27 protein-coding genes are annotated in these 26,489 nt (G+C 69.9%); 20 read left to right on the top strand and 7 right to left on the bottom strand.

Translation table 11 applies throughout. The features are described from left to right. Positions 1 to 15 precede the first annotated feature (15 nt). The 4 genes from rpmI to ACSHWB_RS03015 all read left to right on the top strand — a co-directional run bounded on the left by rpmI (position 16) and on the right by ACSHWB_RS03015 (position 2,441). Complete coding sequence (gene rpmI / locus ACSHWB_RS03030; RefSeq protein ID WP_258948200.1) at positions 16 to 210, top strand: 50S ribosomal protein L35; 195 nt, start codon at positions 16 to 18, stop codon at positions 208 to 210. Positions 211 to 288: 78 nt separating this feature from the next. Next, the gene (rplT, locus tag ACSHWB_RS03025; RefSeq protein ID WP_439660560.1) at positions 289 to 678 is read left to right on the top strand and encodes a 50S ribosomal protein L20; all 390 of its coding nucleotides are present in this window, start codon (positions 289 to 291) and stop codon (positions 676 to 678) included. Continuing rightward, entirely contained in the window at positions 675 to 1,517 is an 843-nt protein-coding gene (locus tag ACSHWB_RS03020; RefSeq protein ID WP_439664505.1) for a TrmH family RNA methyltransferase, read from the top strand. Before rplT ends, ACSHWB_RS03020 begins: the two co-directional genes overlap by 4 nt. 36 nt (positions 1,518 to 1,553) lie before the next feature. Beyond that, on the top strand, positions 1,554 to 2,441 hold the full coding sequence (locus ACSHWB_RS03015) for a S41 family peptidase (RefSeq protein ID WP_439660559.1): 888 nt from the start codon (positions 1,554 to 1,556) through the stop codon (positions 2,439 to 2,441). Here ACSHWB_RS03015 and ACSHWB_RS03010 read toward each other — a convergent pair. Both ACSHWB_RS03010 and ACSHWB_RS03005 read right to left on the bottom strand, forming a co-directional pair. Beyond that, complete coding sequence (locus ACSHWB_RS03010; protein ID WP_439660558.1) at positions 2,438 to 5,140, bottom strand: hypothetical protein; 2,703 nt, start codon at positions 5,138 to 5,140, stop codon at positions 2,438 to 2,440. The genes ACSHWB_RS03015 and ACSHWB_RS03010 overlap by 4 nt on opposite strands. Positions 5,141 to 5,142: 2 nt before the next feature. Further along, positions 5,143 to 6,912 carry an HSP90 family protein gene (locus ACSHWB_RS03005; protein WP_439660557.1) on the bottom strand — a complete coding sequence of 590 codons (1,770 nt, stop codon included), beginning with the start codon at positions 6,910 to 6,912 and terminating at the stop codon, positions 5,143 to 5,145. A 148-nt stretch (positions 6,913 to 7,060) separates the two neighbouring features. Between ACSHWB_RS03005 and pheS the strand changes: the two genes are divergently transcribed. From pheS to ACSHWB_RS02970, 7 genes are all read left to right on the top strand, one after another. Continuing rightward, positions 7,061 to 8,128, top strand: a complete 1,068-nt coding sequence (gene pheS, locus ACSHWB_RS03000) for a phenylalanine--tRNA ligase subunit alpha (RefSeq protein ID WP_439660556.1) — start codon at positions 7,061 to 7,063, stop codon at positions 8,126 to 8,128. Positions 8,129 to 8,133: 5 nt separating this feature from the next. After that, on the top strand, positions 8,134 to 10,611 hold the full coding sequence (gene pheT, locus ACSHWB_RS02995) for a phenylalanine--tRNA ligase subunit beta (protein WP_439660555.1): 2,478 nt from the start codon (positions 8,134 to 8,136) through the stop codon (positions 10,609 to 10,611). A gap of 223 nt (positions 10,612 to 10,834) precedes the next feature. After that, complete coding sequence (locus ACSHWB_RS02990; RefSeq protein ID WP_439660554.1) at positions 10,835 to 11,275, top strand: hypothetical protein; 441 nt, start codon at positions 10,835 to 10,837, stop codon at positions 11,273 to 11,275. 3 nt (positions 11,276 to 11,278) lie between these two features. Continuing rightward, positions 11,279 to 11,668: a hypothetical protein gene (locus tag ACSHWB_RS02985; protein WP_439660553.1), complete on the top strand. Its 390-nt coding sequence runs from the start codon at positions 11,279 to 11,281 to the stop codon at positions 11,666 to 11,668. Next, positions 11,665 to 12,129, top strand: coding sequence for a hypothetical protein (locus ACSHWB_RS02980; RefSeq protein ID WP_439660552.1), 465 nt, complete (start codon positions 11,665 to 11,667; stop codon positions 12,127 to 12,129). Before ACSHWB_RS02985 ends, ACSHWB_RS02980 begins: the two co-directional genes overlap by 4 nt. Then, positions 12,126 to 12,482 (top strand): hypothetical protein, encoded by a 357-nt coding sequence (locus ACSHWB_RS02975; RefSeq protein WP_439660551.1) that lies wholly within the window; start codon positions 12,126 to 12,128, stop codon positions 12,480 to 12,482. The genes ACSHWB_RS02980 and ACSHWB_RS02975 overlap by 4 nt, the downstream gene beginning before the upstream one ends. A gap of 283 nt (positions 12,483 to 12,765) precedes the next feature. Next, positions 12,766 to 13,263, top strand: a complete 498-nt coding sequence (locus tag ACSHWB_RS02970) for a hypothetical protein (RefSeq protein WP_439660550.1) — start codon at positions 12,766 to 12,768, stop codon at positions 13,261 to 13,263. Here the strand turns inward: ACSHWB_RS02970 and ACSHWB_RS02965 are convergent. Continuing rightward, complete coding sequence (locus tag ACSHWB_RS02965) at positions 13,232 to 13,531, bottom strand: GNAT family N-acetyltransferase (protein ID WP_439664504.1); 300 nt, start codon at positions 13,529 to 13,531, stop codon at positions 13,232 to 13,234. The genes ACSHWB_RS02970 and ACSHWB_RS02965 overlap by 32 nt on opposite strands. A gap of 25 nt (positions 13,532 to 13,556) precedes the next feature. After that, complete coding sequence (locus ACSHWB_RS02960; RefSeq protein ID WP_439660549.1) at positions 13,557 to 14,225, bottom strand: DNA alkylation repair protein; 669 nt, start codon at positions 14,223 to 14,225, stop codon at positions 13,557 to 13,559. Positions 14,226 to 14,371: 146 nt separating this feature from the next. On the opposite strand from ACSHWB_RS02960, the gene ACSHWB_RS02955 reads away from it, so the two are divergent. Then, the gene (locus ACSHWB_RS02955; protein WP_439660548.1) at positions 14,372 to 15,364 is read left to right on the top strand and encodes a hypothetical protein; all 993 of its coding nucleotides are present in this window, start codon (positions 14,372 to 14,374) and stop codon (positions 15,362 to 15,364) included. Positions 15,365 to 15,457: 93 nt separating this feature from the next. Continuing rightward, complete coding sequence (gene sthA / locus ACSHWB_RS02950) at positions 15,458 to 16,873, top strand: Si-specific NAD(P)(+) transhydrogenase (RefSeq protein ID WP_439660547.1); 1,416 nt, start codon at positions 15,458 to 15,460, stop codon at positions 16,871 to 16,873. Here sthA and ACSHWB_RS02945 read toward each other — a convergent pair whose 3' ends face one another. The 3 genes from ACSHWB_RS02945 to ACSHWB_RS02935 are packed head-to-tail and all read right to left on the bottom strand — an operon-like array spanning position 16,874 to position 20,491. Next, on the bottom strand, positions 16,874 to 17,515 hold the full coding sequence (locus ACSHWB_RS02945; RefSeq protein ID WP_439660546.1) for a response regulator: 642 nt from the start codon (positions 17,513 to 17,515) through the stop codon (positions 16,874 to 16,876). It abuts the gene before it with no gap. Between the two features lie 10 nt (positions 17,516 to 17,525). Beyond that, positions 17,526 to 18,998, bottom strand: a complete 1,473-nt coding sequence (locus ACSHWB_RS02940; protein WP_439660545.1) for a sensor histidine kinase — start codon at positions 18,996 to 18,998, stop codon at positions 17,526 to 17,528. Continuing rightward, on the bottom strand, positions 18,995 to 20,491 hold the full coding sequence (locus ACSHWB_RS02935; protein WP_439660544.1) for a sensor histidine kinase: 1,497 nt from the start codon (positions 20,489 to 20,491) through the stop codon (positions 18,995 to 18,997). Before ACSHWB_RS02935 ends, ACSHWB_RS02940 begins: the two co-directional genes overlap by 4 nt. A 116-nt stretch (positions 20,492 to 20,607) precedes the next feature. Between ACSHWB_RS02935 and argC the strand changes: the two genes are divergently transcribed. Genes argC through ACSHWB_RS02900 form a run of 7 tightly spaced genes read left to right on the top strand, consistent with a single transcriptional unit; the run spans position 20,608 to position 26,480 of the window. Continuing rightward, positions 20,608 to 21,621 carry an N-acetyl-gamma-glutamyl-phosphate reductase gene (gene argC, locus ACSHWB_RS02930; RefSeq protein WP_439660543.1) on the top strand — a complete coding sequence of 338 codons (1,014 nt, stop codon included), beginning with the start codon at positions 20,608 to 20,610 and terminating at the stop codon, positions 21,619 to 21,621. Continuing rightward, the gene (gene argJ / locus ACSHWB_RS02925) at positions 21,618 to 22,790 is read left to right on the top strand and encodes a bifunctional glutamate N-acetyltransferase/amino-acid acetyltransferase ArgJ (RefSeq protein ID WP_439660542.1); all 1,173 of its coding nucleotides are present in this window, start codon (positions 21,618 to 21,620) and stop codon (positions 22,788 to 22,790) included. Before argC ends, argJ begins: the two co-directional genes overlap by 4 nt. After that, a complete protein-coding gene (gene argB / locus ACSHWB_RS02920; RefSeq protein ID WP_439660541.1) occupies positions 22,787 to 23,656 on the top strand; it encodes an acetylglutamate kinase in 870 nt (289 codons plus the stop codon). The genes argJ and argB overlap by 4 nt, the downstream gene beginning before the upstream one ends. A 20-nt stretch (positions 23,657 to 23,676) precedes the next feature. Then, entirely contained in the window at positions 23,677 to 24,810 is a 1,134-nt protein-coding gene (locus ACSHWB_RS02915; protein WP_439660540.1) for an acetylornithine transaminase, read from the top strand. Continuing rightward, positions 24,807 to 25,739 (top strand): ornithine carbamoyltransferase, encoded by a 933-nt coding sequence (argF, locus tag ACSHWB_RS02910; RefSeq protein ID WP_439660539.1) that lies wholly within the window; start codon positions 24,807 to 24,809, stop codon positions 25,737 to 25,739. The genes ACSHWB_RS02915 and argF overlap by 4 nt, the downstream gene beginning before the upstream one ends. Further along, positions 25,736 to 26,221, top strand: a complete 486-nt coding sequence (locus ACSHWB_RS02905; RefSeq protein WP_439660538.1) for an arginine repressor — start codon at positions 25,736 to 25,738, stop codon at positions 26,219 to 26,221. The genes argF and ACSHWB_RS02905 overlap by 4 nt, the downstream gene beginning before the upstream one ends. Then, positions 26,214 to 26,480 carry an argininosuccinate synthase gene (locus ACSHWB_RS02900; protein WP_439660537.1) on the top strand — a complete coding sequence of 89 codons (267 nt, stop codon included), beginning with the start codon at positions 26,214 to 26,216 and terminating at the stop codon, positions 26,478 to 26,480. The genes ACSHWB_RS02905 and ACSHWB_RS02900 overlap by 8 nt, the downstream gene beginning before the upstream one ends. Positions 26,481 to 26,489 lie beyond the last annotated feature (9 nt).

The raw sequence follows: 26,489 nt of genomic DNA, 5'->3' as shown, positions 1-26,489 counted from the left end.
GAGACGAGGACGGAAATGCCGAAGAACAAGACGCACAGCGGGACCTCGAAGCGCTTCAAGGTCACCGGCAGCGGCAAGATCCTCCGGGAGAAGGCCGGCAAGCGCCACATCCTGGAGAAGAAGTCCAGCAAGGTGACGCGTCGCATGAGCGGCACCGCGGTCGTTTCCGACCACGACGCCCCGCGCATCAAGAAGCTGCTCGGTCTCTGACCCGCTTCGAACCCCCTAGCTAATTCGGGAAACCGGCCCCCGACGCCGGTTTCCCCATGAGATCGACAGGATGGACCCGTGGCACGCGTCAAGCGGGCTGTAAACGCCCAGAAGAAGCGCCGTACCACCCTTGAGCTGGCGAGCGGTTACCGCGGCCAGCGCTCGAGGCTGTACCGCAAGGCCAAGGAGCAGGTGCTCCACTCGCTCAACTACGCGTACCGCGACCGCCGTGCGCGCAAGGGCGACTTCCGCAAGCTGTGGATCCAGCGCATCAACGCTGCGTCCCGTGCGAACGGCATGACCTACAACCGCCTGATCCAGGGTCTTCGCCTGGGCGGCGTCGAGGTCGACCGCAAGATCCTCGCTGACCTGGCCGTGCACGACGCCACCGCCTTCAGCGCACTCGTCGAGATCGCCCGCAAGGCGCTCCCGGCCGACGTGAACGCTCCGGCCGGGGACCAGGCCTGAGCCAGCACGCAAGCGGACACAACCGACCCGAGGCAGATCCGTTCACCGAACGGACGCCTCGGGTCGTTGCTGCTCGCCACCTGACCCGCCGCCAGGGCCGCGACAAGGCAGGCCGCTTCCTCGTCGAGGGCGCCCAGGCCGTGCGGGAAGCGCTCGCCTGGCGCAAGGGCGAGGTGCACGAACTGTTCGTCACGGCGACGGCGGCGGAACGCAACACCGAACTGCTCCACAGCGCCTCCGAGCGAGGCATCCGGATCAGCGAGGTCACCGACAAGGCCGCCGAGTCGCTGTCGGAAACCGTGACGCCCCAAGGCATCGTGGCCGTGTGCGACGCCGTCCCGCAGCCTCTCGACCAGGCGCTGCAGGGCACCCCGCGTCTCGTCGCCGTGCTCTACGGCGTCTCCGACCCCGGCAACGCGGGCACCGTCACGCGCGTGGCGGACGCGGCCGGAGCCGACGCGGTGATCTTCGCGGGCGACACGGTCGACCCGCACAACGGCAAGTGCGTGCGCGCCTCCACCGGCTCGCTGTTCCACCTGCCGATCGCCCGTTCCCGGGACGCGGACGAGGTCTTCGCCGCCTGCCGCCAGGCGGGGCTGCGGCTCGTGGCCGCCGACGGGTACGCGAAGCAGGACCTCGTGGAGGCCTCCGCGAAGGGTGAGCTGGAGCAGCCGACCGCGTGGGTGTTCGGCAGCGAGGCGCACGGCCTGCCCGACGACGTGGTCGCGAAACTGGACACGTCGCTGAAGGTGCCGCTGTACGGCGCCGCCGAGAGCCTGAACCTCGCGACGGCCGCCGCGGTGTGTATCTACGCCTCCGCGCGGGACCAGCGGAATTGAGCTGACTGACGCCGGGCGCGCCGTTACTGTGCGCCCGTGCGCGAACCAGAGATCGAACTCCTGTGCTCCCAGCTCGCTTCCTACTACGTCTTCCCGGACACCGCGAACGAGATCGCGAAGGTCCTCCGCGCTCGCCTCGAAGAGGGCGCTTACTCCGATGTGGACGATGACGAGGCCTTCGCGGCCAAGGTGACCGCGGACCTGCAGTCCGTCAACGGCGACAAGCACCTCCGGCTCCTCTACAGCGCCGAAGAGGTCCCCGAGACCGGCCAGGAGTCGGCGTGGGATCCGGTGGCCTACAAGAAGGAAGCCGAGCTCGACGCGTTCGGCATCCACAAGGTCGAGCGGCTCGAAGGCAACGTCGGCCTGCTCGAGATCCGCCTGCTGCACGACGCCGAGATCGCCACCCCGGCCTACGTCGCCGCGATGAACCTCCTCGCGCACACCGACGCGTTGATCATCGACCTGCGCGAGAACCGCGGCGGCGACCCGCACACGGTCGCGTTGGTCTGCAGCTACCTCTTCGACGAACCCGTGCACCTCAACGACATCTACAACCGCCCGGAAGACACGACCTACCAGTTCCGGACGCTCGCGCACGTGCCCGGCCCGAAGTTCGGCGGCACGAAGCCGGTCTACGTCCTCACCAGCGCCCGCACCTTCTCCGGTGGCGAGGAGCTGAGCTACGACCTCCAGCAGAACGAGCGCGCCACCCTCATCGGCGAGACCACCAGGGGCGGCGCCCACCCCGGCGACCGCTACCGGGTCGGCCCGCACCTCAAGTCGTCCATCCCCAACGGCCGCGCCATCAACCCGATCTCCGGCACCAACTGGGAGGGCGTCGGCGTCGTCCCGCACATCAGCGTGCCCGCGGAAGAGGCGTTCGAGGTCGCCTACAAGAAGGCGACCTCGAAGCCGAGCTAGTCCAACCGAGCCGTCAGCTCGCGCACCAGCGGATCGGTGCCGGAAGGCTTGTTCTGACGACGCAACGCCTCCGACAACATCGAGAGCACGTTCCCGACCTGGCTGTCGTCGGGCAGCAGCGATGCCGCCCGGCGGGCCTCGGCCTCCGCGCCCTCCGCGTCGTCGGCGACCAGCAGCACGTGCGCCGCCTTCAGCACGACGAACACCCGCCAGCCCTCGTCGCCCAGCGACACCACCAGCGCCTCGGCGTCGCGGTACTGCTTCATCGACTGCGCGAACTCGCCGACCTGGCCGTGCACCCACGCGCGGATCGCGGCGATCTCCGCCTGCCGCCGGGTGACCTCGGTCGGGTCGTCCAGCAACGGCAGCAACGCCTCCGCCTCGTCCACCGCCGCACGCGTCTCGGTGATCTCGTCGTCGGGCAGGCTCGACGCCAGTTCGACCAGCGAGCCGATCGCCTCCGTCAGGTTGCCCTCCTGCTGCCACAACGCGGCACCGGCACGCCAGGACGCGATCGCCTCGTCGTGCTTGTCCAGCCGGCCCTGCACCGAGGCGAGCGCGTCGAGCAGGAACGCCCTGCGCCCGTTCTCCTCCGCGGGCAGCAGGTCGGCCGCCTCACGCAGGTGCCGCTCGGCCGCCGGGAGCTCGCCCAGCTTGCGGCACACCTGCCCGAGGCGGAACACCACCTGCAACCGCAGGTCCTCCTGGCCGTCCTGCAGCAGCCGCAACGACTCCTCGAGCACCTCGGCTGCCTCGACGAACCGGTCCGTCTGCACGTAGCCGCCGCTCAGCGCGAAGCAGAAGTGCGCGGTGTGGCCGGGGGAGAGGTGCACGCGCGAGATCGCCACGGCCTCTCGCAGATCACCCAGGCACGCGCCCTCCTGGTCCAGCTCCTGGATCGTCGCGACCTGGTACCAGCGCGCCTCCGCGGACTCCGGCAGCGGGAACGCCGACACGAACGCCCGCGCCGTCGCCACCGCCTCGGAGACCTTCTGCAGCAACGTCTCCAGCCGCAGCCTCAGCCGGTAGCCCTCGAACCGGGCGCTCAGCGGCAGCTCGCCCGCCATGATCGCCAGGATGTCCGCGTACGCGCCTTCGAGGTCCTGCCGCCGCGCCTTGTGCTCCGCGGTCTCGATCGCGACCCTGCCGCGCAGCTCCGGAACGTCCAAAGAGGACGCCAGCGCGAGCATCTCCTCGGACCGCTCGTGCGCGTGCGCGTCGTCGTACAGCTCGGCCAGCGTCAGCGCCGCGACCGTCCGCGTGTAGTCCGTCGTCGCCTCGGCGAGGCACCGTTCGGCGAGCTCCTTGCCGTCCTCCAGGCCCATCGCGAGCCGTGCCTGGTACCGCAGCGCGAGGTCGGTGGGCAGTGCCGTCAGCAGCGCGTCGAACGCCTCGGGGTCGAACGGCACGAGCCCGGTCGTCATCCGCCGGATGCCCGCGTGCGCCGCGAGATCGGGCGGCAGCAACGAGTCCATGTCCGCGGGCAGCGAGTCGAGCATCCGCCGCGCCTTCACGAAGTCGCCCTGCTCGTACAGCGTCACCATCGACTCGGCGATCTCCACCGGGTCGCCGAACACGACGGACTCCTCGGCCGGAGCAGCCACCGGTGCGGCCGGCACCGCGAGCTCGACCACCGGGTAGTCCTTCTGCTCCAGCGACTGCGTGATCCGGTCCAGCCACGCAGGGGTGCCGTTGCGCTCGTCGAACTGCTTGGCGAGCTGGACAGCCCGCTTCGACAACCGGTCGAGCAGCTCGGCGGCCGTCCGCGAACCGACCGCGGGGACCTCGAACACCGTGTCGGCCGGAAGGCGTTGCAGCAGAACGGAAGCGCACTCCGCGAACGACATCTCGTCGGCCGGCAGCTGCACGCCCGTCACCTTGTGCAGCGTCCGCCGCAGGATCTCCTCGCCGCGCGACAGGTTGCCCGTCAGCGCGCAGAAGCGGATGTGCTCGTGCACGTACGAGGTGATCTCGTCGTCCTTGATCAACCGGTACGCCGTCGTGTGCGCGTGCGCGGCCTTCTCGAACTCGCCGATCTCCAGCAACGGCCACAGCAGCGCGGTCAGGATGCCCTGCGGCTGCGTGGCGCAGCCGGAGTTGCCCGACAGGCCCTCCCAGCCGTGCGCGGCGGCCTCCTGGTGGCGGCCGAGGCGCGCCAGCATCCAGACCTGCTCCTCGACCACGCAGGCCTCGCAGTCCGCCATCGGTCCGCGTTCCGTTGCGAGATAACGCCCGAGCTGCTCGGCGAGGCCCGCCATGTCCCCGATGTGGTAGGCGTACTCGGCGCGGGCGCCGTGCACCGGCTGCACCGAGAAGCCGAGCCGCCCGTAGCGGTCCGCGAGCTGCCCAATCACGGCCTGCAGCTGCTCCAGCGAGAACTTCGGGTCCCGGCGCAGTCCCGTCGCGATCCACTTGTGCGCCCAGTTCAGCGAGTGGACCTCGTACTCGTTGAACGCCTCCGGGTCCTTCTCCTCGGCGGCCCGCACCCACGCGAACGGCGCCAGCATCAGGTCGTAGCGCGACAGGTAGTAGGCGGAGTCGATCAGCGCGGTCCGGCACGAGACCCCGAGCGGCAGGTGCCCGAGCGCGTCGGACATCCGCGCGGCCCGTTCCAGCGCCTCGTGCTTCGGCATGCCCGTGGGCATGTTGTAGGCCTCCAGGAACGCCCTCTCCGCGTCCTCAGCGGTGAAGTCGGCCATGTTCACTTACCCCCAACGGCGCGGTCCAGCAGTTCCAGGAACGAGCGGTTCAGCGCCGCCGTGTCCTTCGGTCGCATCGCTCGCCGAGCCTGCAGAACGGCGTGCACGTAAAGAGATTCGAGCGTCAGCTCCACCAGCGCGGGATCCGTCAGCCGCGCCAGCCGCTGCACCAGCGGGTTGCGGCAGTTGAGCACCAGCTGCTCGGGACGCGAGGAACTGGACCCTGCGGTCAGCTGGCCCAGCAGCTCCGCCCACAGCGGGTCCGTCACCTCCTCCGCGGTCTGCTCGGTGTCGAGCTTGCGCTGCTGCTCGGCGTTGCTGATCAGCAACGCGGGCAGCGACACCGGGTCGAAGTCGCGGATCACCGCGTCGCAGTCGTGCCGGTCCAGCGCCGCCGCGCCCTCCGACAACCGCAGCCGCAACGCCGTCTCGATGGCCGGTTCCGGATCGGCCAGCGCCGCCAGCAGCTCGGACGGCGCGACCCTGCGCGCGACGGCGGGACCGTCCAGCGCGCTGAGCCGGTTCAGCAGCTCCATGTCGTAGGCGTAACCGGCGTTGACGAGACCCAGCCCCTGCGCGGCCGCGACCGGCGCCAGCTGGTGGAACTCGTCGACGTCCGGGATGTAGAGGATCGCGCCGTGCTTGCGCTTGAACTGCCGCAACGGGATCGCGCCCTCGGTGGTCTCGAACGGCAGCCAGCGCTCGACCAGCCGCAGCATCTCGTCGTCCGAGCGCGCCAGCGACTTGATGCCCAGGTGGTGCGCGGCCAGCAGCTCGCCCGCCCGGCGCGGTTCGATCGCGTCCAGCCTGATCAGCCAGTCGCGGATCTGCTCGCCGAGCTCCTCGCGCACCGCCAGCAGCATCTCGTCCTGGTACAGCGACTCGCGCGACGCCGTCGGCCGGATCGCGGACGCGTCGACCACGCACCGCACGAAGTACGCCCAGTCCGGCAGTAGGCCCTCGACGTTGTCGCCGACCAGCATCCGCTTCAGGTACACCCGGTGCGTCTGGCGCGTGCCGGGATGCACCCCGGACGGCAGCACGAACGCGACACCGGTGAGCCCCGCCGCCTCGACCTCGATCGGGATCGCCTCGAAGGGCTTGAACCCGAAGACCTGCTCGCAGTACTCGGTGAGGTCCGCGTCCTCTCCGTCATCGATGCTGTCCCACGGGCGCACGCCGCGGGTCACGACAGCGCCGTCCAGCGTCACGACGGCCGGCAGCAGATCGCCGTAGTCGCTCACCAACGGCCGCACGACGTCGGCTTCGAGCCAGTGGTCGTTGCCGCGTGAAGCAGTCAGCGTCACGCTGGTCCCGACCGGCACACCGTCCGCAGTGTCTACTTCGGACACCGTGTAGTTGCCGGACGAGTCCGCCTCCCACCGCACGGCCTTGCCGCCGCGGGCGGATCGCGTGACGACCGTCACGGACGAGGCGACGAGGAAGCACGACAGCATGCCGACGCCGAACTGGCCGAGGAACCCCTCACGGGCGAACCCCAGGTCGTCGCGCTTCGACGTGCGGCCGAGCGTGGACAGCAGCTCGTGGACCTCGTCCTCGGTGAGCCCCACGCCGGTGTCGGTGATCGTCAGCGTCGGTCCGCAGGTGATCGTGACGTCGGCGGGGCAGCCGGGGTCGAGCTCCCGCCGCGCCGTGATCGCGTCGACGGCGTTCTGCAGCAGTTCACGCACGTAGACGCGCGGGCTGCTGTAGAGGTGATGGCTGAGCAGGTCGATGATGCCGCGCAGGTCGACGCGGAAGGTGTGCGACATGATGCCGCCCATCCTAGGGACGCCCACAGGGTGATGCCGCCCTTTAATGGAACGTCCCGGAGAGGTCAACAGCGCACCGACTAGGATCGGCCTGTTGTTTATCGAGTAGTCCCCCGTGTGCGTCAAAACTGGGAGCTGTCCACAAACCATGTCCGGAGCCAACGACCCGTACGACCCGAAGCAGGTCGCGGCGCTGTCGGCCGAGAACCTCGACGCGGCCGTGCAGAAGGCGCGCGAGGCGTTCGCCGGTGCTGCCGACCTCGAGGCGCTGGCCGCGGTCAAGCCCGGCCACCTCGGTGACCGGTCGCCCGTGCTGCTGGCCCGCCGCGAGATCGGTGCCCTGCCCCCCAAGGCCAAGGCCGAGGCCGGCAAGAGGGTGAACGAGGCGCAGTCCGCGATCAAGACCGCGTTCGACGAGCGCTTCGCCGTGCTCCAGGTCGAGCGCGACGAGCGGGTGCTGCGCGAGGAGTCCGTCGACGTCACGCTGCCCTGGGACCGCTTCCCGCGCGGCGCGCGCCACCCGATCACGACGCTCGCAGAGCGCATCGGCGACGTCTTCGTGGCCATGGGCTACGAGATCGCCGAAGGCCCCGAGCTCGAGACCGAGTGGTTCAACTTCGACGCGCTGAACTTCGGCAAGGACCACCCGGCCCGTTCGATGCAGGACACGTTCTACATCGCGCCGGGTGACTCGCAGCTGGTCCTGCGCACGCACACCTCGCCCGTTCAGGCCCGCACGCTGCTGGAGCGCGAACTGCCGGTGTACGTCGTGTGCCCCGGCCGCACGTTCCGCACCGACGAGCTCGACGCGACGCACACCCCGGTGTTCCACCAGGTCGAAGGCCTCGCGATCGACAAGGGCCTGACCATGGGCCACCTCAAGGGCACGCTCGACGCGTTCGCGCGCTCGATGTTCGGCGAGGACTCGAAGACCCGCCTGCGCCCGAGCTTCTTCCCCTTCACCGAGCCGTCGGCCGAGGTCGACGTGTGGTTCCCGGAGAAGAAGGGCGGCGCGGGCTGGGTCGAGTGGGGCGGCTGCGGCATGGTCAACCCCAACGTCCTGCGCGCCACCGGCGTCGACCCGGACGTCTACTCGGGCTTCGCGTTCGGCATGGGCCTGGAGCGCACGCTGCAGTTCCGCAACGGCCTGCCCGACATGCGCGACATGGTCGAGGGCGACGTCCGCTTCACCCAGCCATTCGGAACGGAGGCCTGATCCGGATGCGCATCCCGGTCAGCTGGCTGGTCGAACACCTCGGTTTCGACGAAGTCCCCACGCCCGACGAGCTCGCCGACGCGTTCACCCGCATCGGCATCGAGGTCGAGGAGGTGAGCCCGCTCGGTCCCGTGACCGGCCCGATCGTCGCCGGTCGCGTCGTCGCCATCGAGGAGCTCACCGAGTTCAAGAAGCCGATCCGCTACTGCCAGGTCGAGGTCGGCCCCGAGCAGGTCAACAACATCATCTGCGGCGCCACGAACTTCGTCGAGGGCGACTCGGTCGTCGTCGCGCTGCCCGGCGCCGTGCTGCCGGGCGGGTTCGCGATCGCCGAGCGCAAGACGTACGGCCGCGTGTCGCAGGGCATGATCTGCGCCTCCGACGAGCTCGGCATCGGCGACGACCACTCCGGCATCCTCGTGCTGCCCACCGGCACCGCGCAGCCCGGCGACGACGCGCTGGAGCTGCTCGGCCTGAACGACACGGTCATCGAGCTCGCGCCGACCCCGGACCGCGGCTACGCGTTCTCGGTCCGCGGCCTCGCCCGTGAGATCGCCTGCGCGCTGGACGTGCCGTTCGGCGACCCCGGTGTGGTCGAGATCCCCGAGCCCGAGGGCGAGGCGTGGCCCGTCCACATCGAGGACCGCACCGGCTGTTCGCGGTTCGTCGCGCGCCGGGTCACCGGTGTCGACCCGACCGCGCCGACGCCGTGGTGGATGCGCCGCCGCCTGATGCTCGCGGGCATGCGGTCGATCTCGCTGCCGGTCGACGTCACGAACTACGTGATGCTCGAACTGGGCCAGCCGCTGCACGCGTTCGACGCCGCGTCCCTGTCGGGTGCGCTGACCGTCCGGCGCGCACACGCGGGGGAGAAGCTCACGACGCTGGACGACTCGGTCCGCGCGCTGGACGTCGACGACATCGTGATCTCTGACGACTCGGGCGTGATCTCGCTGGCCGGTGTCATGGGTGGTGCGTCGACCGAGGTCGGTGACAACTCCTCGGACATCCTGCTCGAGGCCGCGAACTGGGACCCGGCGTCCATCGCGCGCACGGTCCGCCGCCACAAGCTGCCGTCCGAGGCCGCGAAGCGCTTCGAGCGCACCGTCGACCCGGCGCTGGCACCCGTGGCGCTGGAGCGGGCCGCGAAGCTGCTCAACCACTACGCCGAGGGCCAGATCAAGCCCGGCCGCACCGACGTGGGCGCGCCCGCGCTGCCCGCGCCGGTGTCGATGCCGATCGACCTGCCGGACCGCATCGCCGGCGTCCGCTACGCGCGTGGCGTGACGGCGCGTCGTCTCGGCCAGATCGGCTGCCAGGTCTCCGTGACCACCTCGGAGGAGGGCCAGACGATCGTCACGGCCGTGCCGCCGACGTGGCGCTCCGACCTCGTGCAGCCCGCCGACCTGGTGGAGGAGGTGCTGCGGCTCGAGGGCTACGACACGATCCCCTCGGTGCTGCCGCCCGCCCCCGCCGGTCGTGGCCTGACCGAGCAGCAGCGCCGCCGCCGCACGGTGTGGCGCACGCTGGCCGAGGACGGTTTCGTCGAGGTCAAGCCGTTCCCGTTCATCGACCCGTCGGTGTTCGACGCGTTCGGCCTCGCCGCGGACGACATCCGCCGCAACGCGGTCGGTGTGCTGAACCCGTTGGAGGCGGACAAGAACGTCCTGGCGACGACACTGCTGCCGGGCCTCCTGGAGACCCTCCAGCGCAACCTCGCCCGCGGTGCGAAGGACGTCTCGCTCTACAACATCGCCCAGGTGACGCTGCCCCGCGCGCAGCAGGTGCCCGTGCCCGCGCTCGGCGTGGACCGCAGGCCGACCGAGGCCGAGGTGGCCTCGCTGCTCGCGTCGCTGCCGCACCAGCCGCTGCACGTCGCCGGTGTGCTCACGGGCCACCGCGAACTGGCCGGCTGGTGGGGCAAGGGCCGCATCGCCGAGTGGTCGGACGCCGTCGAGGCCGCTCGCCGCGCCGGTGCCGCGTACGGCGTCACGCTCCGCGTCGTCGCGTCGGACCTGCTGCCCTGGCACCCCGGCCGCTGCGCCGAGCTGCGCGTCGGCGACTGGCCCGTGGGCCACGCCGGTGAGCTGCACCCGAAGGTGATCGAGGCGCTCGGCCTGCCCAAGCGGACCGTGGCGTTCGAGCTCGACCTGGACGCGCTGCCGCTGGAGGACCACCGCCCGGCCCCGATGGTGTCGGCGTACCCGCCGGTGCTGCTGGACGTCGCGCTGGTCGTCGACGCCTCCGTGCCGGTGCAGTCGGTGTCCGAGGTGCTGGGCGCGTCCGCGGGCGAGCTGCTCGAGGACATCCGCCTGTTCGACGTCTACACGGGTGAGCAGCTGGGCGAGGGCAAGAAGTCGCTCGCGTACTCCTTGCGCTTCCGTGCGCCGGACCGCACGCTGACCGTGGAGGAGGCGACGTCGGCCCGCGATGCCGCCGTTGCCGCCGCCGGCGAGCGTTTGGGTGCGGCTCTGCGCACCTGATCAGTCACACTGCGTGAGGCCCGGGATTCGTCCAGAATCCCGGGCCTTTTCGCGTAAGGAAGCCGCTGACCTCTAGTCCGCGTGCGCGTGTAACCGATCGATGTTCGATGACAACAGTGCCGCCAGGGTCCCAATTCTGGTGTCTTGTGCACGCTGTGTAGTGGTTGAGCGTTCTCCAAACTGGGTGCCGTCCCACCGAGCACCACCCCTTCAGGAGAACGAAATGCGCAAGCGCACCGCGGTCATCGCAGCAGTCGCAGTCCTCGCAGTCGGCGGCGGCGTCGCCTACGCGGCGTGGTCGAGCACCGGTTCCGGCTCCGGCTCGGTCGCCTCCACCACGAGCGTCAACTCGGTCATCAGCCCGGTCAGCGGTGCCGGCGGCCTGTACCCCGGTGCCACCGTCGACTTCCAGGTGACGATCACCAACCCGAACCCGTACAGGGTCGCGGTCACCTCGATCAGCGCGGGCGCCTCGGCGCTGACCGAGGGCGGGTGCGCCGGGGGCACCGTCACCAGCCCGGCCGTGAGCAACCCCGGCCTGATCGAGGCCAACAGCACCGCGACCTACACGCTGCGGGCGACCATGAACGCCGACGCCGCCGACAACTGCAAGTCCCAGACGTTCTCGCTGCCGCTGACCGCGGCGCTCGTCTCGGCCGCCTGAGTCATGCGCCGCGCCCTGATCGTGCTCGCCGTGCTGGTGCTGCTGTCGCCGGTCTCCAGCGCGGCGGACAGCCCCGGCAAGGCGTTCACGATCGCGGACGCAGGCGTGGCGGCGGGGTTGGTCCCCGGTGGGACGGTGATCCGCAAGGTGCGGATCACCAACCCCAACAACCAGGACATCAAGGTCACTCGGCTGGAAGCCACTGCCGGGCGCCCGTCCCCGAACTGCCCGGCGAACGCCGTGGCCGTCGACGCCCTCGCGGCACCGGTCCTCGTCGCCAAGAACAGCCACGCCGACGTGCCGCTGACCGCCCGGATGGCCGCGTCCGCACCCAACGCCTGCAAGAACCTCACCTTCCCCCTCACCTACTCGGGAACGGCCATCAAGCCATGATCAGCTTCAGGGAACTCGTCGGCAGGCGGTACGTCCGCCGGGGCCTCATCGTCTTCGTCGTCATGACGGCCGCACTCGGTTCGGGTGTCGCGTACGCGGCCTGGACGAGCTCCGGTACCGGCAGTGCCACCACGAAGGCGGGCACCGCACTGGCTCCGGTGGTGGCCGGCGGCGCGGTCACCACCGGGTTGCTCTACCCCGGGCTCAGCGGGGATGCGGTCGTGACCGTGTCGAACCCCAACCCGTACCCGGTGACGGTCACCTCGATCGCGTCGACCGGCACGGGCACGTGCGGCGTCACGTTCGCCGAACGTTTCCCCGGCACGCAGCTCGCCGCGCACAGCGCCCCGGTGGCCATCACGTTCAGCGTGACGATGGCGCAGAACGCACCGAACAACTGCCAGGGCGTGGCCATCGACGTGCCGGTGCTCGTGACGATCGCGAGCGGGACCGGGGCATGAAGCGCCCGGTGATCGCGGCGGCGGTGCTGTGCCTGCTCGCGGCGCAGCCCGCCTCGGCAGCCTGGCAGACGTCCTCGGCGGGGACGGCCAAGGCCAAGGCCGGCACCATCAGCGTCCCGACGGGGCTCGCGTGTTCCCCGACCACTAGGGTCATCAGCTGGACCGGGAACATGCCGGGGTACGAGGTGTCGTGGAGCGCCAAGAGCAACGGAAACGGTGCCAAGGACTTCTCCGACTGGGTCGCCGTGGCGGCCTCCCCGTACACCGTGCCCTCCGGGCCTGTGCTCCGAGCCAGGGTCCGCGCGGCCGCCGGAACGTGGATCAGCGAGTACACGCAGACAAATTGCCCATGAAAATTCGCTCGATCGGCTGAATGCCCGTACGCGGGATTTGGGATCAAATCAGCAGGTGGTAGCCCTGCGTAGCTGTCAAGGTGCCAAAAGTCCTTCATTACAAGGGGAAATCGGCGCCCGTCGGACGCTTGCGCAGTACGTGAAGCTTCTCCAAGATTGGCGACGCGGCCCGCCAGGGCCGAGGGGCGAAGCGATGAACCACCGGGCGAGTCTGGTCGCCGGTCCGGTGGGGAGCTAGAGGCGAACCCACCGCCTGGGAGCAACAACTCTGGAGAGTTGCGCCATGCGTAGTCTGGGTCCGCGCCTTGAGATCGCCGTGTCCTTGACGATCCTCATGGTCGGCGCGGCGGTCGTGGCGGCCATGCACCTCACCTGGCCAGAGGCCAAACTGCCCGCGATGGCGTACTCGGTGAGCAGCGGCGAGTCCGGCATGCCACAGCTCAAGCCGTTCGAGATCAACGACATCTCCGGCGCCCCCGTGGAGCTCAAGCCCGGTGCCGTGGGCGAGCGCAAGGTGCGGCTGTCCAACCCCAACCCGGTCGGCATCATCGTCGAGAGCCTGTCGGCGGTGCCCGGTCAGCCGCTCGACGCCACCCAGCAGCGCGTAGCCGGGTGCCCGGCGGGTGTGCTGTCGGTCGTCCCGCTCACCGACATCGTGGACATCCCCGCCGGGGGCGCGGTCGAGGTGGTCATGAAGGTCGAGGTCGCCGCGGACGTCCCGGCGGCGTGCGCCGAGCTCGTCTTCCCGCTCACCTACTCGGGTCGCGCGAAGCACGGCTAGTCAGCCGCTCGCGCGCCGCGGGCCATTCCGCCGGCACCATCGAGTAGACGACCGTGTCCCGCTGCGTCCCGTCCGGCCGCGTCACGTTCGCCCGCAGCACCCCGTGCCGCGCGGCACCGAGCTTCTCGATCGCTCGCTGCGACCGCACGTTCGCCGCGTCGGTGTACCAGCCGACGCGCAACGCGCCGCGCTCCTCGAAGGCCTCGGTCAGCAACAGCAGCTCGGCCTCGGGGTTGATCGCCGTGCCGTGCCACTCGCTGCCGACGATCGTGTTCCCCCCATGTGCACCGACCCTAGAGATGTTTCAGGGCCTCGCGCCGTGACAACGGCGACAGCCCAGGCCGTGCCTCGACGAACGCGCGCACCCAGCCGGGCTCGGTCTTCGCGAACTCCCGCAGCGCCCAGCCGATCCCCTTGCGCAGGAAGAAGTCGGGGTCGTCCGCGTTCGCGTCGACGCACGCCGTCAGCAGGTCCACGTCGGTCGCGCCCTTGAACCCGAGCTGGCAGATGACCGACGTCCGCCGCCGCCACCTGTCCGCGTCGACGGACCACTTGAGCATCAACGGCCGCACGACGTCCGGCGTCGAGCGCAGCAGCGGGCCGACGCGCTTCGACGCGATCTCGTCCACGTAGTCCCACCACGCGCCGGTCACGATCATCTCGTCGAACCACGGCAGCAGGTCGACCGACTGGAACCGGCGGTCCCCGCTCAGCGCCAGCGCGACGTAGCGCTCCTCGCGGTAGGTCGCCTCGCGCCACAACGTCTGGACGGCGCCGAGCCACTCGTCCCGGTCGTGCAACCGAGGCAGCGACCTGAGCAGCGCCACGCGTCCCGGTTTCTGCACTCCGAGGAACGGCATGTCGGACTTCATGTAGGCCTGCATCTCCGGCGCCTTCACCGGATCCGCGAGGTCGTGGAGTCCCGTTCGAACCGCCTCGATCAAGGAAACCTCAAGCGTCACACCCAAACGGTATAGGCATAAGGAGTAGCCCTGTTGAGATTTATGGCCCCATCGGTACCGAAAGTGCTAACGAACTCGCAAAACATCACTTGACCGGGGGCTTCTGTGAACAGAAAGGGTGCTTGATCCCGATACAGTTCGCGTTCATGCGCGTGCTCATGGTCGTGGCGGCGCTCGTGCTCGGCAGCATGGGTGCTACCAAAGCGGACACGGTGGATTACCTGGATCTGCCGCTGGTGAACGGAAACGGCGAACAGCGGGGTGGAGTGCACCCCGATCTGCCGTCGGACCGTGCCGCGCTCGAGCACGCGCTGACCGGGTACCGGGCCAAGGGCATCGCGCCGGCGAGGTTCAAGGCGTTGCTGTGGCACTACTGGATCGTCCGCGCCGCCGAGGACGCGGGCGTGAACCTGTCCGCCTGGGACCCCCAGAACTCCGCCGCCTCCAACCGCGCGGTGATCTTCGCCGTCTACGACTTCTACGCGCGGCTCTACCTGACGCACCCGGACACGTTGCGGTGGATGGGTTTCGCGAACATCGGCGCGCCCGCGTTCGCCGCCGGCATGCTCGACCTCGGCACGGTCCCCGAGCTGCGCTGGTTCTCGTCGATGCTGATGTCCATGCAGAAGCACATTTTCATGGACCTCGGCGCCATGCACGCCGCCTACCTGCACGGTGGGATCAAGGCCGTGGAGGAGCTGCGCGACGCGGGCGTCATCGACCCGGACACCACGGCGGCGTGGGCGGATCCGGCGCAGGCGGTGCTGGAGTTCTCGTCACGCGAGCAGAACCTGGTGATCGCCGACCAGTTCGACCGGATGCGGTCCCGGTTCTTACCGCCGGGCGAGATGGTCACGTACGCGATCACGGTGGCCGGTCCGATGCCGGTGCCGGGCGGGAAGACGCCGGCGCAGTACCGGCCGTTGTTCGGCGGCCCGTTGCCCGCGTTCAACTACGCGGACCGGGTGGCGCGCTGGGACTTCCTGAGCAACGACACGGTTCCCGCCTATGAGCGCCTGAGCAAGGAGGCCGTGCACAGGATCGTGCAACGGCCGTTCGCGGACCGCGTCGCGGAGTACCGCGCGACTGGCCGATTGCTCGACCTGTTGCCGTTCCGGAGCAACTCCGGAGTTCGCTGAGTGCGATCAATCCGTGACTTCCCGTGAATTCGGACGCGGAGTTCATTTTTCGTTCGGGAGTGGAATCGCATTCCTGTCAGTAGGCTGCTGACCATGACGCCGTACGACTACGACCTGATCGTCATCGGCTCCGGCCCTGGTGGGCAGAAGGCGGCGATCGCGGGTGCGAAACTGGGCAAACGCGTGGCCGTCATCGACAAGCAGGAGATGGTCGGCGGCGTCTGCGCGAACACGGGCACGATCCCGTCGAAGACGCTGCGGGAAGCCGTCATGTTCCTGACGGGCATGAGCCAGCGCGAGCTGTACGGCGCCAGCTACCGCGTCAAGCAGGACATCACGATCAACGACCTGATGGCCCGCACGCAGCACGTGATCGGCCGCGAGGTCCAGGTCGTGCGCGCGCAGCTGCACCGCAACGGCATCGACCTGCTCAACGGTTTCGGCCGGTTCGTCGACGAGCACACCGTGACGGTCGACGGGGCCCACCGCGGCGACCACACCACGATCACCGGCGAGTTCATCGTGATCGCGACGGGCACGACCCCGGCGCGTCCGTCGGTCGTGGACTTCGACGAGGAGCGCATCCTCGACTCCGACGAGGTCTTCGCGCTCACCGAGATCCCGTCGTCGCTGGTCGTGGTCGGCGCCGGCGTGATCGGCATCGAGTACGCCTCGATGTTCGCCGCGCTCGGCACCCGCGTGACGGTCGTGGAGCAGCGCGAGAAGATGCTGGACTTCTGCGACCCCGAGATCGTCGAGTCGCTGAAGTTCCACCTGCGCGACCAGGCCGTGACGTTCCGCTTCGGCGAGAAGGTCGTGAACGTCGAGGTGTCGCAGGGCGGCACCATCACGACGCTGGCGTCCGGCAAGCGCATCCCCGCCTCCGCCGTCATGTACTCCGCCGGCCGGCAGGGCACCACGGAGAAGCTGGACCTCGCCGCCGCCGGGCTGGAGGCGGACAACCGCGGCCGGCTGAGCGTCGACGAGCACTACCGCACGCCCGTCGAGCACATCTACGCCGTCGGCGACGTGATCGGCTTCCCTGCGCTGGCCGCGACGTCGATGGACCAGGGCCGCCTGGCCGCGTACCACGCGTTCGGCGAGCCGGTGCACGACCTGACCGCGTTGCAGCCCATCGGCATCTACACGATCCCGGAGATCTCGTACTGCGGTGCGACGGAGACCGAGCTCACGACGTCCGCCGTGCCGTACGAGGTGGGCATCTCCCGGTACCGCGAGCTCGCGCGCGGCCAGATCATCGGCGACGCGTACGGCATGCTGAAGCTGCTGGTGTCCACTGTGGATCGCAAGATCCTCGGTGTGCACGTGTTCGGCACCGGTGCCACGGACCTCGTGCACATCGGCCAGGCCGTGATGGGCTGCGGCGGCACGGTCGACTACCTGGTCGACACGGTCTTCAACTACCCGACGCTGTCCGAGGCCTACAAGATCGCGGCACTGGACGCCACGAACAAGATCCGCGCACTGGACCGCTTCTCGGCCCAGTGATCAGGACCGGGTGAGGCCGGCGTCGTGCGCCACGATGGCGGCCTGCACGCGGTTGGAGCACTCCAGCTTGGGCAGGATCCGGCTGATGTGGGCCTTCACCGTGCCGGTCGCCATGAAGAGCTGCTCGCCGATCTCGGTGTTGGACAGCCCCTCGCCCACGAGCTTGAGCACGCCCCGTTCGGTCTCGGTCAGCGCGTCGATCTTGCGGCGCGCGTCCGACCCGTCGTTCGGCGCGGTGAGGTGCTTCTCGATCAGGCGCCGGGTGATCTGCGGGGCCAGGATCGGTTCGCCCTGCGCGGCCTTGCGGACGGCGTTGATCAGCTCCTGCGGCGGGGTGTCCTTGAGCAGGAACCCGGTCGCGCCGACCTTCAGCGCCTGCGCCACGTAGGCGTCCTCGCCGAACGTCGTGAGCATGACGACGTTGGCCCTCGACGCGATCTGCTCTGCGGCCTTGAGGCCGTCACCACCCGGCATGCGGATGTCGAGCAACGCGACGTCGATCGTGTGCTTGAGGGTCAGCTCGACGGCCTGCCTGCCGTCGCTCGCCTCGGCGACCACGGTGATCTCGGGGTCGTTCTCCAGGATCAGCCGGATGCCGGCCCGCATGAGCGTTTCGTCGTCGGCGATGAGAACTCGGATCACGCCCCAGAGCCTACGGGCGCTCCTGGACCTTCGAGGCCAACTTGCCGTCGCGGAAGCACAGCTTGTACTGCAGGTCCGGGTTGTGCGAGGTCCGGAACCGCGAGCACCCGTCCACCCCGAGCTGCCCGACGCCGAACTGGTCGTACACCTCGCCCTCGTCCGTGACGCCGACCTTCAACGAGTCGAAGTACGGCGCGTTCATCTGCGTCGGGTTGAGCAACGCGAACAGCAGCAACACCAGCAGCGCGCCCGCGATCGGCAGCAGCGCCAGCAGCCCGAGACAACCGCCGCCCAGCACCCGCGGCACGGTCAGGATCTCGGCGGCGAGCAGCGGCGGCACCTCGGTGACCTCGGCGTTGGCCTGGTCGGCCTGGGCCGGCGGGTGCAGTGGAACGTCCGCCGCCACCCGGAAACCGCCCTCGACCGGCGGGCCCGCGCTGAACGAGCCGCCGAGCAGCCCGACCCGTTCCTCCAGGCCGATCAGGCCGCGCCGGGTGCCCTTGCCCTGCACCGCCGCGGTCGGTCCGTTGAGCACCTGGATGCGGGCACGGCCTCCCTGGACCGCGACCTGCACCCGCGTGCGGGCGGCAGGGGCGTGCTTGGCGACGTTGGTCAGGGCCTCGCGGACCACCCTGTGCACCGCGCGGCGGGTGCGGGAGTCGGCGCCGTGCAGGTCCTCGCCGGACCAGTCCAGGGACGCGTCCAGCCCGGAGCCCTCGACCAGCGCGGCGATGTCGGAGCGGGTGCCGGTGTCCTCGTCGAGCGACTCGGGTTCGGGGTTCGTCCGCAGCACGCCGAGGATCTCGCGCAGCTCGGCCATCGCGAGCGACGACGTGGTGCGGATCAGCTCGGCCTGCTCGTGCAGCTGCGGGGCCTTGCGGGCCGTGGTCAGCTCCAGTGCCCCGGCGTGGATCGAGATCAGGCTGAGCCGGTGCCCGAGCATGTCGTGCATCTCGCCGGCGATGTGCGCGCGTTCCTCGGAACGGGCCGACGCGGCGGTCAGTGCACGGGCGCGTTCGAGGTACTCGTTGCGTTCCTGCAGCAACCGGACCATCGGCCTGCGACGGCCGAGCAGCATGCCCGACACCGCGGGGAACAGCGCGAAGAACACCGAACCGACGACCGCTCCTGCCAGTGCCTCCCAGAGAGGCATGGTCCGGTAGCTCTCCTGGAACTGGCTGAAGACGGTCTGCAGCACAGTCATGATCCCGAGCAACGCCCACAACCGGCCGTACCGCGTGATGCGGCGGCACGCGGCGAAGACCACGAACGTCGTGATGGCCTGCGCCCACAGGTTGTTGACCGCGAAGAGCGGTGCGGTGAGCAGCAGCGCCCACTCGGGTTTGCGCGGAGCGAGCCACACGAGTGCCGCGATCCACAGCGCCGTGGCGACGGTGAGCGCCGGGTGGGGGACCGGTGCCAGCGGCGCGATCAGCGGCACCAGGCCGACGAGGAACGCGAGGGACGGCCAGACGAACCTCATCGGGCCAGCTCCTTCTTCGAGGTCAGCAGACCCGACTGCCGGTCGAAGCACAGTTCGAAGTCGCGGTCGGGGGAGTCCTTCACGTGGTAGCGGAAGCAGCCGCCGTGGTCAGAGAGCACACCGAAGCCGTAGGTCTCGGTGATCTCCTGCTCGTGCGTGACCGACGGCTGGAACGCGTCGAACTCCTGCTGGGTGATCTCGCCGCGGCCGAAGATCGCGACGACGAGCAGCACGAACGCCGTGCCGAGCGCCGGGACGAGCGAGAGCGTGGCCAGGCACCCGCTGCCGACCACGCGCGGCACGGTCAGGATCTCGGCGGTGATCGGCGGCGGCGCCTCCGCGACGGCACCGGCCGCACCCGTCTCCTCCTGCACGACCGGGTGCAACGGCAGGTTGGCGGTCACCCGGAACCCGGCGCCCGTGGGCACCTCGGCGAGGAACGACCCGCCGATCAGCCCGACGCGTTCCTCCAGGCCGATGAGCCCGCGGCGCGTGCCGGCACCCCGGGGTTCGCCGCTGGGGCCGTTGACGACCTCGACCCGCACCCGGTCGGCGACGTCCACGGACACGAGCGTGCGGGCTGACGGCGCGTGCTTGTGCACGTTCGTGAGTGCTTCACGCACGACCCGGTGTACCGCTCTGCGCAGCCGTGCGTCGGCATCGGCCAGATCAGCGCCTGACCAGTCGAGGTGAACGGAGAGGCCCGCCGCAGCGGACGCGGCCACGAGCCGTTCGACGTCCGCGCGCGTGCCGGCGTCCTCGGCGTGTTCGGTGGACGTGCCGAGGACGCCGAGGATCTCCCGCAGTTCCTCCATCGCGACCGCGGACGTCTTCCGGATCAGCTCGACCTGTTCGCGCAGTTCCGGGGCTTGTTCGGCGGCGGACTGCTCCAGCGCGCCCGCGTGCGCGGTCAGCTGCCGGAGCCGATGGCTGAGCATGTCGTGCATCTCGCTCGCGATGTGTGCGCGCGTGGCCGACCTGGCGGTGCTCGCGGTCAACGCGCGCGCGTGCTCCAGGTAGTCGTTGCGCTCCATCAGCACCTGCGTCAGCGGCTTGCGCCGCCCGATGAGCGCCCCGGACACCGCCGGGAAGATCAGCAGGAACACCACCGAGAACAGCGTGCCGAGCAGGTACTCGGTGAAGCTGTCCCCTGCCAGCCACGCGTGCAGGCCGCCGAACGCCGCCTGCAGCACCGTGGTGACACCGACCAGCGACCACAGCTGCCCCTGCGAACGGACGGACCGGGCCGCGCGGAAGACCACGAGCGACGTCGGGGCGATGGCGAGCAGGTTGTTGACGCCGTTGAGGGGAGCGGTGAGCACGATCGCCCACCGCGGCCAGCGCGCGCTGATCGGCACCAGCGCCGCCGCCCACAGCGCGGACGCCACGATCAGCCACCAGTGGACGGGCCTGCCGAGCGGCGCGAAGAGCGTCACCAGCGCCAACAGGAAGACACCTGCCGCCCACAGCCCGTCGCGCACCTTCACGTTCACGCGGATCATCATGGTCGACCGCGTTCAACGCCTCACAGCGCCAGGTGGCCCCGAACGGGTGGCCAGGTGGCCATTGTCGGTTGAGTGAGTTTGCATGACCGTGCATAATCATGCGCATGACAGTGAGGATCGCGGTCGCGGGCGCCAGCGGGTACGCGGGTGGCGAGCTGCTCCGCCTGCTACTGGGCCATCCGGACATCGAGATCGGCGCGCTGACGGCCAACAGCAGCGCCGGCGACAGGCTGCTCAAGCACCAGCCGCACCTCCTGCCGCTCGCGGACCGACAGCTACAAGACACCACAGTCGAGACCCTCCAGGGCCACGACGTGGTGTTCCTCGCACTTCCCCACGGTCACTCAGCCGCGCTGGCCGAGCAACTCGGCGACGACACCGTCGTGATCGACTGCGGCGCCGACCACCGGCTGACCAGCGCCGACGACTGGAAGCGGTGGTACGGCGGCGAGCACGCGGGCACCTGGCCGTACGGGCTGCCCGAGCTTCCCAACGGGCGGGACGCGCTTGTCGGCGCCCGCCGCGTGGCCGTTCCCGGCTGCTACCCGACGGTCTCTTCTCTGGCGCTCGCACCGGCCGTGGACCTCATCGAGGACGAGGTCGTCATCGTCGCCGTGTCCGGCACGTCCGGCGCAGGCAAGTCGTTGAAGACGAACCTGCTCGGCTCCGAGGTCATGGGTTCCGCCAGTGCCTACGGCGTCGGTGGCGCCCATCGGCACACGCCCGAGATCACCCAGAACCTCTCCGCGGCGGCGGGCCGGCCGATCAAGGTCAGCTTCACGCCGGTGCTCGCGCCGATGTCGCGCGGCATCCTCGCCACCTGTTCCGCGCAGCTCAAGGACACCGCAAACGTTCGCGAGGTCTACGAGAAGGCCTACGCGGACGAGCCGTTCGTGCACCTGCTGCCCGAAGGTCTCTGGCCGACGACGAACGCGGTTCTCGGTTCGAACGCCGTCCAGCTGCAAGTCACCGTCGACGAGGACCTCGGCAGGCTCGTGGTCGTGGCCGCCGTCGACAACCTGGCCAAGGGCACCGCGGGTGCCGCTGTCCAGTGCATGAACCTCGCTCTCGGACTGCCGGAAACGACCGGCCTCTCGACCGTTGGAGTCGCTCCGTGAACCGCAACAAGGGCGTCACCGGACCCCAGGGCTTCCGTGCCGCCGGGATCGCCGCCGGAATCAAGGAATCCGGTGCTCTCGACCTCACGCTCGTCGTGAACGACGGGCCCTCCGACACCGCCGCCGGCGTCTTCACCACGAACAAGGTGAAGGCCGCACCGGTGTTGTGGTCGCAGCAGGTGATCCAGTCCCGCCGCCTCACCGCGGTCGTGCTCAACTCCGGCGGCGCCAACGCGTGCACCGGCCCCGAGGGCTTCCAGGACACCCACGCCACCGCGGAGAAGGTCGCCGAGGTGCTCGGCACCGGCGCCGTCGACGTCGCGGTCTGCTCGACCGGCCTGATCGGCGAGCGCCTCCCGATGGACAAGGTCCTGGCCGGCGTCGAGAACGTCGCGAAGGAGCTGGACTCCACGGTGGAGGCCGGGCTCAACGCCGCCACCGGCGTCATGACCACGGACAGCCGCCCCAAGCAGTCGTGGAAGGCCTCGGACGCCGGTTGGTCGGTCGGCGGGTTCGTGAAGGGCGCGGGCATGCTCGCCCCGAACATGGCCACGATGCTGTCGGTCATCACCACCGACGCCAAGATCTCCGGTGACTCGCTGGACAGGGCGCTGCGCCTGGCCACCTCGCGGACGTTCGACCGCCTCGACGTCGACGGCGGCACGTCCACCAACGACACCGTGCTGGTGCTGGCCTCCGGCGCCTCGGGTGTCGAGCCGACGTTCGAGGACTTCACCGCGTTGCTGACCGAGGTCGCGGGTGACCTGGTCAAGCAGCTGCAGGGCGACGCCGAGGGCGTGACGAAGGAAATCAGCATCACCGTCAGGCAGGCGGCCACCGAGGCCGACGCCGTCCACATCGGACGGACCGTCGCCGAGGACAACCTGGTGAAGACGGCGCTGTTCGGCAGCGACCCGAACTGGGGCCGCATCGCGATGGCGCTGGGCCGCGCGGACGCCGTGATCGACCCGGACGTGCTGCAGATCCTGATCAACGGCGTGTCGCTGTACCGCAACGGGACCCGCGACCGCGACCGCAGCGAGGCCGACCTGTCCGGCCGCGACATCGAGATCGTCATCGACCTCAACGTCGGTGACGCCGAGGCCACCGTGCTGACCACGGACCTGTCCCACGACTACGTCGAAGAGAACAGCGCCTACTCCTCATGAACGCACACGAAAAAGCGGCAGTCCTCGTTGAAGCGCTGCCGTGGCTGGAGCGTTTCCGCGGCGCGCTCGTCGTCGTCAAGTACGGCGGCAACGCCATGGTCGACGACGAGCTGAAGAAGGCCTTCGCCGAGGACATGGTGTTCCTGCGGCTGTGCGGCCTGCGCCCGGTCGTCGTGCACGGCGGCGGTCCGCAGATCAAGTCGATGCTGGACCGGCTCGGCATCCACAGCGAGTTCCGCGGCGGCCTGCGCGTGACGACGCCGGAGGCCATGGACGTCGTGCGGATGGTCCTGGTCGGCCAGGTCGGGCGTGAGCTCGTCGGCCTGATCAACCAGCACGGTCCCTACGCCGTGGGCATCTCCGGCGAGGACGCGCACCTGTTCACGGCCACGCGTCGTGGCGCGATCGTGGACGGCGAGGAGGTCGACATCGGCCTCGTCGGTGACATCACCGAGGTCAACCCGGACGCGGTGCTCGACATCGTACGCGCGGGCCGCATCCCGGTCGTGTCGTCGGTCGCGCCGGACATCCACGGCGTGCCGCACAACGTGAACGCGGACACGGCAGCAGGCGCTCTCGCGGTGGCGTTGGGCGCGGAGAAGCTCGTCGTGCTGACCGACGTCGAGGGCCTGTACGCGAACTGGCCGGACCGCTCGTCGCTGCTGAACCAGATCCGGGCCTCCGAACTGGAGAAGATCCTGCCGGACCTGGAGAGCGGCATGGTGCCGAAGATGGAGGCCTGCCTGCGCGCGGTGCGCGGCGGTGTCCCGCAGGCGCACGTGATCGACGGCAGGCTGGCCCACAGCGTCCTGCTGGAAGTCTTCACCACAGAAGGTGTCGGAACGATGGTCTTGGGGGACAAGTGACCACGCGGTGGCAACAGTCCATGATGGACAACTACGGCACACCTTCGTTGCAGCTGGAACGCGGTGAGGGTGCGCATGTCTGGGACGCGGACGGAAACCGTTACGTGGACCTGCTGACCGGCCTCGCCGTCAACGCACTGGGCCACGCGCACCCGGCGATCGTCGAAGCCGTGTCCACGCAGATCGCGAAGCTCGGCCACACCGGCAACCTGTACGTCAACGAGCCCGCCTTGAAGCTCGCCGAACGCCTGCTGGACATCGCGGGCGAGCCGGGCAAGGTCTTCTTCTGCAACTCCGGTGCCGAGGCCAACGAGGCCGCGCTCAAGATGGCGCGTCTCACCGGCCGCACCAAGATCGTCTCCACGCTCGGCGGGTTCCACGGCCGCACGATGGGCGCGCTGACGCTCACCGGCCAGGAGCCCAAGCGCGCGCCGTTCGAACCGCTCGTGCCCGGCGTCTCGCACGTCCCGTTCGGCGACGTGGCGGCGTTGGAAGCGGCGATCGACGACGACACGGCGGCGTTCATCGTCGAACCGATCCAGGGTGAGCAGGGCGTGATGGTGCCGCCCGCCGGGTACCTGCAGGAGGTCCGCCGGATCACCGCCGAGCACGGGGCGCTGTTCATCCTCGACGAGGTGCAGACCGGCATCGGCCGCCTCGGCACGTGGTTCGCCTTCCAGCAGGCCGGCATCGTGCCGGACGTCATGACGCTGGCCAAGGGCATCGGCGGCGGCCTGCCGCTGGGCGCCACGATCGGTTTCGGCGCGGCGGCGGAGCTGTTCAAGCCCGGCCACCACGGCACGACCTACGGCGGCAACCCGGTGTGCTGCGCCGCCGGACTCGCGGTGCTCGACACGATCGCCTCGGAGGGCCTGCTGGAGCACGTCTCGTCCGTGGGCAAGGAGATCGCCGCCGGGGTGGAGGCGTTGCACCACCCCGCGATCTCCGGAGTGCGGGGAGCCGGCCTGCTGCTCGGCATCACGCTGCGCGAGGCGGTCTCGGCGAAGGCCGCGGCGGCCGCGCAGAAGGCCGGTTACCTGATCAACCCGATCCAGCCCGACGTGCTGCGCCTCGCACCGCCCCTGGTTCTGGAAGAGTCCGACGCGCAGGCCTTCGTCGCCGCGCTTCCCACCTTCTTCGAGGAGCAGCAGTGACTTTGCGGCACTTCCTTCGCGACGACGACCTGTCCACCTCCGAGCAGGCGGCGGTCCTCGACCTCGCGGACACCTACAAGGCGGACAGGTTCACCGCGAAACCGCTGGCGGGCCCCAAGTCCGTCGCGGTGATCTTCGAGAAGAACTCCACGCGCACCCGGCTCTCGTTCGAGGTCGGCATCGCGCAGCTCGGCGGCAACCCGGTGATCATCGACGGCCGGTCGATGCAGCTGGGCCGCGAGGAGACCATCGAGGACACCTCGCGGATCCTGTCCGGGTACGTCGACGCCGTGGTGTGGCGGACGTTCGCCCAGGCGCGCATGGAGGCCATGGCGTCCGTGTCGCGCATTCCCGTGGTGAACGCGCTGACCGACGAGTTCCACCCGTGCCAGGTGCTCGCGGACCTGCAGACGATCCGCCGCCGGTACGGCAAGCTGGCCGGTCTGACGCTGACGTACCTGGGCGACGGTGCCAACAACATGGCGCACTCGCTGATGCTCGGCGGTGCCACGGCCGGTATGCACGTCCGCATCGGCGCGCCAGCGGGCTTCGTGCCGAACCCGCAGTTCCTGGAGGACGCCAAGAAGCGCGCCGCCGAGACCGGCGGTTCGGTGGCGTTGATCAGCGACCCGCGCGAGTCGGTCGACGGCTCCGACGTGCTGGTCACCGACACCTGGACGTCGATGGGGCAGGAGAACGACGGCAAGGACCGCGTCGGCCCGTTCCGCCCGTACCAGGTGAACGCGGACCTGCTGGCCGCCACCGGGAAACCGGATTCGACGGTGCTGCACTGCCTGCCGGCGCACCGCGGCTGGGAGATCACCGACGAGGTGCTCGACGGCCCGCAGTCGCTGGTGTGGCAGGAGGCCGAGAACCGGCTGCACGCGCAGAAGGCGTTGCTCGTGTGGTTGCTGGAGCAGTCGTCATGACCCGCACCGCCCGTCAGGGCCGCATCGTCGAGATGGTGTCGCAACGAGCCGTGCGCAGCCAGTCCGAGCTCGCGAAACTGCTGGCGTCGGAAGGCATCGACGTCACGCAGGCCACGTTGTCGCGCGACCTCGACGAACTGGGCGCGGTCAAGCTGCGCGGCCCTGACGGCGGTGCGCCGGTCTACGTGATCCCCGAGGACGGCAGCCCCGTGCGCGGCGTCCAGGGCGGGACCACGCGCCTGGTCCGCGTGCTGGGCGAGCTGCTGGTGTCGACGGACTTCTCCGGCAACCTCGCGGTGCTGCGGACCCCTCCCGGTGCCGCGCAGTTCCTGGCGTCCGCGCTGGACCGGGCGGCGTTGCACGAGGTCGTCGGCACGATCGCGGGGGACGACACGATCCTGGTCGTGGCCCGCGAACCGATGACCGGCGCCGAGCTCGCCGACCGGATCACGGCGCTGGCCTCGGGTTCCGTCGATGAATGAGCCAGTGCACGCCGTGCTGACGTTCGATGCGGGTGTCGTGGTGGCGGTGGACGGCGAGACCGTCTCCGTCGCCGAGGCCGTCCGCGAGCTCAACTTCCGCGGCGGCGTCGTGCGGTCCAGTCTGGGATCGGTCGCGGTGCGCGTCGCGCGGATGGCTTTGCCGTCGGGTTTCGGCGAGGTCGACGTCGCGCTGTACGAGGGGCGCGTGGTCGGGCTGGTGGCCCGTTCGGAAGAATCGCTTTACGACTTCGCTAGCTGAAAGTTGCGT

The organism is Lentzea sp. HUAS TT2 (assembly GCF_051853195.1).
Classification (GTDB): Bacteria; Actinomycetota; Actinomycetes; order Mycobacteriales; family Pseudonocardiaceae; genus Lentzea.
This window is presented reverse-complemented; position numbering and strand designations above follow the sequence as displayed.

Excerpts from the sequence above, each read along its gene's own strand:
- rpmI (WP_258948200.1), top strand. The coding sequence starts at position 16 with ATGCCGAAGAACAAGACGCACAGCGGGACCTCGAAGCGCTTCAAGGTC.
- ACSHWB_RS03010 (WP_439660558.1), bottom strand. The coding sequence starts at position 5,140 with ATGGCCGACTTCACCGCTGAGGACGCGGAGAGGGCGTTCCTGGAGGCC.
- ACSHWB_RS03005 (WP_439660557.1), bottom strand. The coding sequence starts at position 6,912 with ATGTCGCACACCTTCCGCGTCGACCTGCGCGGCATCATCGACCTGCTC.
- pheS (WP_439660556.1), top strand. The coding sequence starts at position 7,061 with ATGTCCGGAGCCAACGACCCGTACGACCCGAAGCAGGTCGCGGCGCTG.
- pheT (WP_439660555.1), top strand. The coding sequence starts at position 8,134 with ATGCGCATCCCGGTCAGCTGGCTGGTCGAACACCTCGGTTTCGACGAA.
- ACSHWB_RS02990 (WP_439660554.1), top strand. The coding sequence starts at position 10,835 with ATGCGCAAGCGCACCGCGGTCATCGCAGCAGTCGCAGTCCTCGCAGTC.
- ACSHWB_RS02985 (WP_439660553.1), top strand. The coding sequence starts at position 11,279 with ATGCGCCGCGCCCTGATCGTGCTCGCCGTGCTGGTGCTGCTGTCGCCG.
- ACSHWB_RS02980 (WP_439660552.1), top strand. The coding sequence starts at position 11,665 with ATGATCAGCTTCAGGGAACTCGTCGGCAGGCGGTACGTCCGCCGGGGC.
- ACSHWB_RS02975 (WP_439660551.1), top strand. The coding sequence starts at position 12,126 with ATGAAGCGCCCGGTGATCGCGGCGGCGGTGCTGTGCCTGCTCGCGGCG.
- ACSHWB_RS02970 (WP_439660550.1), top strand. The coding sequence starts at position 12,766 with ATGCGTAGTCTGGGTCCGCGCCTTGAGATCGCCGTGTCCTTGACGATC.
- ACSHWB_RS02955 (WP_439660548.1), top strand. The coding sequence starts at position 14,372 with ATGCGCGTGCTCATGGTCGTGGCGGCGCTCGTGCTCGGCAGCATGGGT.
- sthA (WP_439660547.1), top strand. The coding sequence starts at position 15,458 with ATGACGCCGTACGACTACGACCTGATCGTCATCGGCTCCGGCCCTGGT.
- ACSHWB_RS02940 (WP_439660545.1), bottom strand. The coding sequence starts at position 18,998 with ATGAGGTTCGTCTGGCCGTCCCTCGCGTTCCTCGTCGGCCTGGTGCCG.
- argC (WP_439660543.1), top strand. The coding sequence starts at position 20,608 with ATGACAGTGAGGATCGCGGTCGCGGGCGCCAGCGGGTACGCGGGTGGC.
- argB (WP_439660541.1), top strand. The coding sequence starts at position 22,787 with ATGAACGCACACGAAAAAGCGGCAGTCCTCGTTGAAGCGCTGCCGTGG.
- ACSHWB_RS02915 (WP_439660540.1), top strand. The coding sequence starts at position 23,677 with ATGATGGACAACTACGGCACACCTTCGTTGCAGCTGGAACGCGGTGAG.
- ACSHWB_RS02905 (WP_439660538.1), top strand. The coding sequence starts at position 25,736 with ATGACCCGCACCGCCCGTCAGGGCCGCATCGTCGAGATGGTGTCGCAA.
- ACSHWB_RS02900 (WP_439660537.1), top strand. The coding sequence starts at position 26,214 with ATGAATGAGCCAGTGCACGCCGTGCTGACGTTCGATGCGGGTGTCGTG.